Genomic DNA, 9,791 nt, shown 5'->3' with positions numbered 1-9,791 from the left:
ACGAGCGGCGGCGTCGAATCCCGGGGCAGCCGCCCAGCAACCTATTCGTGCCAGACCGCGGTATTCCCACCGCGACGCTTGGCGGCGTAGAGGGCGGTGTCGGCGTGATGGAGCAACTCGTCGACCGTGCGCGCCGACGTGCTGCGCGCCATCCCCACGCTGATCGTCACGACGAGGAGTTCGTCGCCGACGTCGATCGGCGTCGTGATCGACGCGAGCATCCGGGTGACCACGTCGTCGACGTCGTATTCGTCGATGTCGGGAAGGATCGCGACGAACTCGTCGCCGCCGAGCCTGCCGACCGCGGACGGCGCGCGCATCGCGTGGCGCAGATGCTCGGACACCCCCTGCAGGATCCGATCTCCGACGCGATGACCCCGGGTGTCGTTGACGTCCTTGAACCCGTCGACGTCGAGGAACAACGCGACCGCAGGCCCCGCACCGGGCTCGAACAGGCGCTGCAAGTGCTCCGTGATGGCGGCGCGATTGAGCAGTCCGGTGAGACTGTCGTGCGTGGCCTCGTGCAGAAGAAGAGCGTGCGCCTCCTCCGCCTGCTGCTGGGCCGTGACTTCAGCGGTCACGTCCCGGAAATGCACGACCAGTGCGCCGGAATCGGCTGCGGCGGTCACCTCGATCGTCATCCCGGGCGAATACAGCGAGTCCACCCGGGTCTGCTGCTCACGGCCGGTGGCGAGAACCTTGCGGCACAGTGCGTCGAAGTAGCTGCCCTGCGTTTCGGGGAGAACCTCGGTGACGACACGGCCGAGCAGTTCGTCCCGCGACCGCCGGACGTGCCGCAGACAGCCGGAGTTGACGTAGATGATCCGAAGGTCCTCGTCGAGTGCCATGAACCCCAGACCCACCCGATCGAGCAACGAGGCGAGTTGCGCGTCCCGGCCGGCCACGTGTCCGAGTTCGATGACCACTCCCGTCAGCTCGACCGGGGCACCGGACGCATCGGTGGTGACGTCGATGCTGCGGGTGAGGATGTACCGCGTCGACCGATCTGCCAGCACGATGCGGAACACGCATTCCGCGCCGACGGACCCGGCGGTGTCACCGAACATGCGACGCACCGCGCCGATGTCCTCGGAATGGACCCGCTCCCGCCACAATTCGAGCGGTGGCCGGGAACCGTCGTCCCCGAAGATGGCGGCGGCCTTTTCATCCCACCACAACGCTGCGTTCACGACGTCGTACCGGACGATGCCCACCCCGAGGCGCGGAATACCCAACGCCATCAGAACCTCGCCGTCACCGTGATCGCGCCCCAGCCGCTCGAAACTGTCAGTTGGCGAGGAACTCGAGCAGCACCTTGTTCACCACTTCGGGCTGTTCGAGGTAGCCGTAGTGCCCCACATCGGTGATCTCGTAGTACCGAGCCGACGGGATCGCCTCGGCCACCTCACGCGAGAGGTAGGGCGGGATCATCCTGTCGTCGGCGAAGCCGATCGACAGACACGGCGTCGTGATCGCCCGGTAGGCCTGCCTGCGATCGAAGCTGCGGTCCATCTCCATCTGCGCGCGCACGCCGTCCGACGTCCGGCCGCCGCTGAACTCGAACAGGTCGAGCCAGTCGCGGGCCGTGTGCGGGTCGACGAGCGACGCGGGCGACAGATTCATCACGGCAGTCACCGCGGCCCGGTACTTGGCCGGCAGTTCGACACCGCTGTCGTGCAGGGCGCGCTCGCCCTCGGTGAGGGTCTGCTGGAAGTAGTCCATGCGGGCGTGACCGGCGAGGAAGGCCGCCTTGTGCACGAGGTCGGGCCGGGTCAGGGCCAGTTCCTGCGCGACGCGGGCACCCATCGAGGTGCCGACGACACGGGCCGGTCCACCGCCGAGGTGCTCGATCAGTCCCGCGGTGTCGGCGACGAGGTCGTCCATGGTGATCCCGTCGACGCTCTCACCGGACGGCGCGATGCCACGGTTGTCGAACGTGCAGACGCGGTAACCGGCGTCGATGAGCGCAGGGGTCTGATGCAGATCCCACACCCGTCCCGGACTTCCGGTTCCCATGATGAGCACCACTAAATCGCCGGATCCCTTGACCTGGTAATTCAGGGGGATCCCGTTGATCGTGGCGATCGTCATGTTGCCTTCCTTCCATGGGCGGTCTCAACGAAATAGATTGGATAGCCTAAGCTGGCTTCGCTGCCGCTCGCATGCGGCGCTGACCGACAAGCTCGTCCAGGAGGACCGCGTTGAGAGTCGCCACACTCGGATATCAAACCTGGGGTCACCGTACCCTGCAGGCCCTGCTCCAGTCCGACCATGAGGTCGTCCTCGCGATCACCCACCCCAAGAGCGACCACGTCTACGAACAGATGTGGGCGGACTCTGTCGCCGACCTGGCCACCGAGCACGGGGTGCCCGTGCACATCGCCACCAAGCCGGACGAAAACTTCAAGGCCGCGCTGAAGCAGGCCGACCCCGACATCGTCGTCGCCAACAACTGGCGCACCTGGCTGCCACGGGACGTCTTCGACTCTCCCCGCTACGGCACCCTCAACATTCACGACTCGCTCCTGCCCAAGTACACAGGATTCTCCCCGCTCATCTGGGCGCTCATCAACGGTGAAGAAGAAGTAGGCCTCACCGCGCACCTGATGGACGAGGAACTCGACGCCGGCGACATCGTTTTGCAGAGGTCGACGCCCGTCGGCCCGACGGACACCGTCACCGATCTGTTCCACCGCACCGTCGACATGATCGGCCCGATCACCCTCGACGCACTCGAGCTGATCGCGTCCGGTCGCACGGACTGGACGCCGCAGGACCGCTCGCAGGCCACGTTCTTCCACAAGCGTGCCCCCGAGGACAGCCTCATCGACTGGACGTGGCCCGCCGACGCGATCGAACGGCTCGTCCGCGCGCAGTCCGACCCGTATCCGAACGCCTTCACCCATTACAAGGGACAGCGTGTCCGGGTACTGAAGGCCGCCGTATCCGAAGGAAATTACGGTGGAACGCCCGGGCGTGTCTTCATCCACGAAGGCGACGGAATGGTCATCGTCGCCGGACCCGACGTCCGCACGGGTCGGAACAAGGGCCTCAAGATCCAGCGCGTCCGGCTCGACGACGGCACCGAACTCGCCGGCACCGAATTCTTCCCCCACGGCGGCGGCTACCTCAGCTGACGCCCGTGCGCCTTTCTGGTAGCTGGGGCTACCAAAAAGGCGCACGGGGCGGAACGCCCTACCGCCCCTCCCACGCCGACCAGAGTTCGGCGTAGCGACCGCCGGCGGCGACGAGATCCGCATGTGGGCCCTGCTCGACGATCCGGCCGTGTTCGAGGACGACGACCCGGTCTGCCGCGGCCGCCTGTGTCAACCGGTGGGCGACCACCAGCGTCGTGCGACCACGGGTCGCCGCCTCGGCCGAGGCCTCGAGTTCCCGGGCACCCGCGCTGCCGGCTTCGGCCGTCGCCTCGTCCAGGATCGCGACCGCCGGGTTCGCGAGGACGAGTCGCGCCAGGGCCAACTGCTGCGCCTGGGCGGCGGTCAGCTCGTGACCGCCCTCCCCGACCACGGTCTGAACGCCGTCGTCCAGTGCGCTCACCCAGCCGTCGGCGCCGACGGCTTTCAATGCCATCGCCGCATCCTCATCGGAGGCGTCGGGTGCGGCGAGCCGCAGGTCGTCGATCAGCGGTCCGGCGAACACGTGGACTTCCTGGCTGACGATGGCGACCCGGCGGCGGAGACCACCCGGCTCCAGATCCGGCAGCGCGGTACCGCCGATGCGCACCGAGCCGGACGTCGGGACGATCGACCCGGCCGCGATCGCCGCGACCGTCGTCTTGCCCGCTCCGGTCGAGCCGACGAGGGCGACACGTTCACCGGACTTCACGTGCAGGCTGATGCCGTGCACCACTTCGTGGCTGCCGTCGTAGGTGTGCCGGACGTCGGCGAGTTCGAGCGTCGAATCCGCGGACTCCTGAACGGCCGGGGTTCCGGTGCTCGACTCGTCGTCGAGGTCGACGACGCCGACGAGCCGCGCCAGGCTCGCGCCCGCCGACTGCACCTCGTCGAACGTGTACATGAGCATGCCGATCGGATTGAACAACCGGTGGAAGAGCAGTGCCGCGGTGGTGGTTTGCCCGACGGTGACGATGTCGGCATTCACCAGTGCGAAGCCGGCGGCGAGGATGGTGGCGAGTCCCACGAACTCGGCCCGGTTGCCCCGCCCCGCGAACCGGGTGAACAGTGCGAAAACGCCGACGGACAGGTCGCGGGCCTTCTCCGACGCGCCGTTGATCTGCCCCAGATGGCTGTCTTCCAGACCGTAGGCGCGCACCGTCCGGGCACCCTGCATGCTGCTGATCAGGGCCTGCGAACGTTCCCCCATCGCGACGCGTTCGGCGGCGTACACCGGCGCGGACCGCGGCAGGTACCAGCGCATCGCCAGCGCATACATCGGCAGCGCCACCATGCCTGCGAGCCCGAGCCGCCAGTCGATGCCGAGCATCGTGACCATGCTCAGCACCACCAGCAGGACAGCCGTGACGAGGTTGGGGACCACGTCGGTGACGGCCTTGCCGATCACCGCGACGTCGTCGCCGACCCGCGACAGCAGGTCGCCCTTGCCGACGCGTTCGACGGTCTGGATCGGCAGCCGGAGCGCGCGGTCGACGGTGCGTTCGCGCAGATCCGCCAGGATTCCCTCGCCGAGGCTGCGGATCAGGAACGACGCGAACCCGGCACACACGCCGCCGATCACCGCGGCCGACGCGATCACCGCGACCACCCACCCGATGGTGGACGGCGGCGCACCGGCCTGCACACGGTCGACGAGGACGCCGAAGACATAGACGGGAACCAGCGCCATGCCCGCCGCGACGGCGGCGACCAGCAGAGTGAAGACGCTCCGGCCGCGGCGGCGGTTCAGTTCGGACTTCAGCCACGCCCATGTGTCGCGTGCGTTCGCGATGGGCAGCAGTTCACTCATCGCAGGACCGCCTGACGGTAGTTCGCGTTCTCGGTCGCCAATTGCGAGTGCGTGCCCTCGCCGATCACCGTTCCGTCGTCGAGCACGACGACGCGGTCGGTCACCGACAGCAGTGCGGGGCTGCTCGTGATGAGGATCGTCGTCTGGCGATCCGCGGAGCCGCGATGTCGCAGGTCCGCAATGCCGCCCGCGATCGTGTGTTCGGTGACTGCGTCCACCGCGGTCGTCGGATCGTGCAGCACCATCACCGGCGACTGCGCCACCAGTGCGCGTGCGAGAGCGACCCGCTGCCGCTGACCGCCGGACAGCGAGGACCCGCGGTCGGCGACCTCGTGGTCGAGGCCCTCGGGGTGTGCTTCGACGACGTCCACCGCCGCGGACGCGGACAGCGCCGCCTGCACCTCGGACGCCGTCGCGCCGGGCCTGCCCGCGGTCACGTTCGACGCGACGGTTCCGGAGAACAGGTCGCCGTTGTGCGGTTCGACGAGCAGCGCCCGGCGGGCCTGCACGAGATCCGCGTCCGACAGGCGGACTCCGCCCACCGTCAGTTCGCCGTCGTACCGGTCGGGCGGAACCTGCCCGGACAGCAGCGCGGCCAGCGCCTCGGCGTCCTGCGGGCGGTATGCGACGACCCCGAGCAGTTCGCCGGGGGTGACCCGGAGATCCACCGCGCTCAGGGACCGGTAGGACACGCCGGTCAGGCTGAGCTCGCTGCCGTCGAGTGTCCGGCCGGGTCCGGCGGGCAGCAGGGGTTCCGCGTCCAGGACCAGGGCGAGACGGTCCGCCGACGCGCGGGAGAGGGCGAGGAACCCGGGCAGACCGGCCAGGACGCCGAGCGGTTCGATGAAGAACTGGGACAGTCCGACGACGGTGATCAGCTCGCCGATGGTGATGCGCCCCTCGAGGGCGAACCAGCCCGCGAAACCCGCGACACCGACGGCGAGGAGGGCGCTGACAGTCATCGACACCCCGGCGAACACGGCGGAACTCTTCGCCGTGTGGAGGGTGGCGCCGAGCGCCTCGCGGCTGGCCGTCCGGTATCGCCGCGACGCCGACACCTCGGCACCGATCCCGCGTAGGGGCCGGAGCCCGCTCACGAGGTCGGTGGCCATGGCGGACGCCCGCGCGACGGCGGCCTGCTGATCGGTGGCCCGGCGGGTGATCAGCGGCGCCGCGAGCTGGAGGAGACCGAGGATGACGGGGGTGCCGATCAGAACGGCGAGGCCGAGGGGCACGTCGATCAGCAGGAGGGCGACGGCGGATCCGATCGCCGCGGTGAGGGCCGCCGCGGCGCGCGGTGTGATGTCCGCGATCCAGGCCGCGCGGTCGGCGTCGGACGTCGACACGGACAGCAGCTCACCGGCGCGCAGGTCGGTGCGCACTCCCCGCGGGTCGAGGATGCGGTGCGCCACCTCCATCCGCAGCTGGTGCGCCTCGTTCTGCATCGCCACGACGATGAACCGAGCACCGAACCGCCACGCCGCGGTGAGCACCAGGAACAGCAGCGCCAGGGCGCACAGCCACACCGAGAGAGCGAACACGTCCCCGGTCGCGACGGCCCGGTCGACGATCACGCCGACCGAGATCGGGACCAGCGTCTCGGCCACCTGATGCAGGCAGACGAGTGCGGTGCCGATCCCCAGCCGAACACGATTCCGCACCAGCGTGCGACGCAGAATTGCGGTGCCACCAGTCTTCACGCGCGTAACTCCCAACGCCGATGCTTCCCCACCCACCAACCAAGTAAGCAGACCCTAACTAGATGAACCCTAATCGATGGGCAACTAGCGTTGACATGCCCGGTTCTCATAGAGTCGCCGATACGAACTACTGCGCGTGACGCAGCAGCAAGCCCGAGAGGACAAAGATGGCCGCGAAGACGACCGCCGAAAACGACATCGCGGACGAGGATCTCGAACCCCTAGCCGACGAGACCGCCCGCCAGGCGCAGCGCGTTGTCGCTGCATACGCCGAAGATGCCGACGAGTGCAGGATGCTGCTCTCCATGCTCGGAATCGGACCCACCTCCAAGCTCGACTGAGAATTTCATCCACTTCGACTGCGAAGGAAGCCCGTGGCTGCCAGTTCGGAATCGTCATCGCGTTCGACATCTGATCGTGTTTCCGGGCAAGCCGACTTCGTCGTCGTCGCGAACCGACTCCCCGTCGACCTAGAACGCCTTCCGGACGGCACCACGCGCTGGAAGCGCAGCCCCGGTGGCCTCGTCACCGCGCTCGAGCCGATCCTGCGCCGCAACAAGGGCGCATGGGTCGGCTGGGCGGGGGTCGCGGACGCCGAGCTCGATCCCGTCGTGGAGGACGACCTCGAGCTGTTCCCCGTTCCGCTGAGCGCGGCGGAGATCGCCGACTACTACGAGGGCTTCTCCAACGCCACCCTCTGGCCGCTCTACCACGACGTGATCGTCAAGCCCGAGTACAACCGCGACTGGTGGAACGCCTACGTCGAGGTCAACCGGCGCTTCGCGGAGGCCACGTCGAAGGCGGCCGCGCACGGCGCCACGGTGTGGATCCAGGACTATCAGCTGCAGCTCGTTCCGAAGATGCTGCGCATGCTCCGCCCCGACCTCACCATCGGGTTCTTCCTGCACATTCCGTTCCCGCCGGTGGAACTGTTCATGCAGATGCCGTGGCGCACCGAGATCATCGAGGGTCTGCTGGGCGCCGACCTGATCGGGTTCCACCTCCCGGGCGGTGCACAGAACTTCCTCTACCTGGCCCGCAAACTTGCCGGTCAACAGACGTCCCGCGGCAACGTGGGTGTCCGCTCCAAGCTGGGCGTCGTACAGGTGGGGTTCCGCACGGTGCGCGTCGGCGCCTTTCCGATCTCCATCGACTCGGGGCAGCTGGACGAACAGTCCCGGTCCAAGTCGATCCGGGACCGCGCCAAGAAGATCCGCAAGGAACTGGGCAATCCCAAACACATCATGCTCGGCGTCGACCGCCTCGATTACACGAAGGGCATCGACGTCCGCCTCGCCGCGCTGCACGAACTGCTCGACGAGCAGCGCATCGATCCCGCCGACACGGTGATGGTGCAGCTGGCCACGCCGAGCCGCGAGCGGGTCGACAGCTACGTGCAGATGCGCGACGACATCGAACGCAAGGTGTCGCGGATCAACGGCGAGTACAGCGAGGTCGGCCGGCCCGTGGTGCATTACCTGCACCGGCCGATCCCCCGCGAGGAGCTGATCGCCTTCTTCGTCGCCGCCGACGTGATGCTGGTGACTCCGCTGCGTGACGGCATGAACCTCGTCGCCAAGGAGTACGTGGCCTGCCGCAGTGATCTCGGCGGCGCGCTGCTGCTCAGCGAGTTCACCGGCGCGGCCGCCGAACTGCGTCAGGCGTTCCTCTGCAATCCGCACGATCTCGACAGCGTCAAGGACGCGATGGAGCAGGCCCTCAACCAGCCGAAGGAGGACGGGCGACGCCACATGCGGGCCCTGCGCAGGCAGGTCCTCGCACACGACGTCGACCGGTGGGCCAGGTCCTTCCTCGACGCCCTTGCTCACGGCGGCGCCGCCGGCCCAGCGCTGATCGCTCCCGCCGAGGCTTCCGAGTCCGACTACAACGAGGACGCGACCGGGGAGAACTGACCTCTCCGGCTCAGTTGACCGGACGTCACCAGGAAGCCGACGAAGTCGCGGATCGTCTCGTCGGCGGGACGCGGAACGTAGCCGAGTTCGGACCGCGCCTTGCTGCCGTCGATGACGGGCGCCGCGAGCAGCGCCGACATCGCCGACCGCGACAAGACGTCGGAGCCGAACCGGGTCCCGATCGGTTCGGCGATCGGCAGCACGCGTTCGATGACACTGAGTGGGAACGAGTACAGCGGCCCCCGACGACCCGCCGCACGCGCAGCCCTCCGCACGGCATCGTGCATGCCCAGCATGTGCCCCGAGATCAGGTAGTTCTCACCGGTCCGGCCCTTCTCCCCGGCGGCGATCAGTGCGGCGGCGACGTCGCGGACGTCGACGAAGTCGAACCCGCCCTGCACCGCAGCGGGAACGCGGCCGCGAGCGGCGTTGCGCAGCAACGCGTTCACCCGCGACAGTCCGTAGTCGACGGGCCCGTACACCCCGGTGGGATTGCAGATCACCGCATCGAGCCCCGCCTCGACCACTTCGCGAAGTTCGATCTCGCCCGCCCATTTGGACCTGTCGTACACCGGGATCGACGCGTCGACGGACCGGGGCGAGTTCTCGTCGAGCGTTCCGCCGCAACTGCTCTGATCGAAGGAATGCACGGAACTGCAGTGCACCATTCGCCGAACACCCACCGCGAGAGCAGCTTCGGCGACGGTACGAACGCCCTTGGTGTTGACAGTCCAGGCCAGGTCGTCCTTCTGGGCGAGGGTGATCATCGCGACCAGGTGGTAGACCACCTCGGCGCCGTCCAGCGCCCGCTTCATGGATTCGACGTCGAGTACGTCGGCGTTCACCCACGTGACCCCGTATTCTGGTGCGTACCGGGAACGCACGCGGTCGATTGCGGTCACCTCGTGCCCCGCCTCGACCAACAGATTCAGCAGATTGTTGCCCACGAATCCCGCGGCGCCGGTTACTGCAACCTTCATCGACGACTCCCCGTTCGGTTGTGGCCCCGCGGCGCAGCATCGTGCGTCGGCAATCGGCCAGGAGATCCCGACAGTACTAGAACTTGTTTCATTTTGTGAAGGGGGTGGCTGCCTCGACGAACATTCGCGCTCGTGAGATCTCGTGGGATCGGTGCGCGAACTCCAAGAGGGCCACACCCACGACACCCGACCTCCGCACACGACGTGTCGTGCGCCGCGACAGCGGACGGTGAACGCCCCACGGCGGCAATCAG

8 protein-coding genes are annotated in these 9,791 nt (G+C 68.0%); 3 read left to right on the top strand and 5 right to left on the bottom strand.

The window, feature by feature from the left end:
- Positions 1 to 41 precede the first annotated feature (41 nt).
- Positions 42 to 1,241, bottom strand: coding sequence for a diguanylate cyclase domain-containing protein (locus tag ACFVJ3_RS05010; RefSeq protein ID WP_378451009.1), 1,200 nt, complete (start codon positions 1,239 to 1,241; stop codon positions 42 to 44).
- 46 nt (positions 1,242 to 1,287) lie between these two features.
- A complete protein-coding gene (locus ACFVJ3_RS05005) occupies positions 1,288 to 2,091 on the bottom strand; it encodes an alpha/beta fold hydrolase (RefSeq protein ID WP_378451008.1) in 804 nt (267 codons plus the stop codon).
- 110 nt (positions 2,092 to 2,201) lie between these two features.
- Between ACFVJ3_RS05005 and ACFVJ3_RS05000 the strand changes: the two genes are divergently transcribed.
- On the top strand, positions 2,202 to 3,137 hold the full coding sequence (locus ACFVJ3_RS05000) for a methionyl-tRNA formyltransferase (protein ID WP_378451007.1): 936 nt from the start codon (positions 2,202 to 2,204) through the stop codon (positions 3,135 to 3,137).
- Positions 3,138 to 3,195: 58 nt separating this feature from the next.
- Here ACFVJ3_RS05000 and ACFVJ3_RS04995 read toward each other — a convergent pair whose 3' ends face one another.
- Both ACFVJ3_RS04995 and ACFVJ3_RS04990 read right to left on the bottom strand, forming a co-directional pair.
- Entirely contained in the window at positions 3,196 to 4,944 is a 1,749-nt protein-coding gene (locus tag ACFVJ3_RS04995; protein ID WP_378451006.1) for an ABC transporter ATP-binding protein, read from the bottom strand.
- The gene (locus tag ACFVJ3_RS04990; protein ID WP_378451005.1) at positions 4,941 to 6,644 is read right to left on the bottom strand and encodes an ABC transporter ATP-binding protein; all 1,704 of its coding nucleotides are present in this window, start codon (positions 6,642 to 6,644) and stop codon (positions 4,941 to 4,943) included. The genes ACFVJ3_RS04995 and ACFVJ3_RS04990 overlap by 4 nt, the downstream gene beginning before the upstream one ends.
- Before the next feature lie 167 nt (positions 6,645 to 6,811).
- Here ACFVJ3_RS04990 and ACFVJ3_RS04985 point away from each other — a divergent pair, with 167 nt between their 5' ends.
- Complete coding sequence (locus tag ACFVJ3_RS04985; RefSeq protein WP_005262874.1) at positions 6,812 to 6,985, top strand: hypothetical protein; 174 nt, start codon at positions 6,812 to 6,814, stop codon at positions 6,983 to 6,985.
- A gap of 33 nt (positions 6,986 to 7,018) precedes the next feature.
- Entirely contained in the window at positions 7,019 to 8,557 is a 1,539-nt protein-coding gene (locus ACFVJ3_RS04980) for a trehalose-6-phosphate synthase (RefSeq protein ID WP_378451004.1), read from the top strand.
- Here the strand turns inward: ACFVJ3_RS04980 and ACFVJ3_RS04975 are convergent.
- Positions 8,527 to 9,537 (bottom strand): NAD-dependent epimerase/dehydratase family protein, encoded by a 1,011-nt coding sequence (locus ACFVJ3_RS04975; RefSeq protein WP_378451003.1) that lies wholly within the window; start codon positions 9,535 to 9,537, stop codon positions 8,527 to 8,529. The two genes, ACFVJ3_RS04980 and ACFVJ3_RS04975, sit on opposite strands and share 31 nt — an antisense overlap.
- Positions 9,538 to 9,791 lie beyond the last annotated feature (254 nt).

This window comes from Rhodococcus sp. NPDC127593, assembly GCF_042671975.1.
GTDB lineage: Bacteria > Actinomycetota > Actinomycetes > Mycobacteriales > Mycobacteriaceae > Rhodococcus_F.
This window is presented reverse-complemented; position numbering and strand designations above follow the sequence as displayed.

What these genes read in the sequence shown, in the direction of transcription:
- ACFVJ3_RS05005 (WP_378451008.1), bottom strand. Translation starts at nt 2,091, where the DNA reads ATGACGATCGCCACGATCAACGGGATCCCCCTGAATTACCAGGTCAAG.
- ACFVJ3_RS04975 (WP_378451003.1), bottom strand. Translation starts at nt 9,537, where the DNA reads ATGAAGGTTGCAGTAACCGGCGCCGCGGGATTCGTGGGCAACAATCTG.
- ACFVJ3_RS04995 (WP_378451006.1), bottom strand. Translation starts at nt 4,944, where the DNA reads ATGAGTGAACTGCTGCCCATCGCGAACGCACGCGACACATGGGCGTGG.
- ACFVJ3_RS05010 (WP_378451009.1), bottom strand. Translation starts at nt 1,241, where the DNA reads ATGGCGTTGGGTATTCCGCGCCTCGGGGTGGGCATCGTCCGGTACGAC.
- ACFVJ3_RS04985 (WP_005262874.1), top strand. Translation starts at nt 6,812, where the DNA reads ATGGCCGCGAAGACGACCGCCGAAAACGACATCGCGGACGAGGATCTC.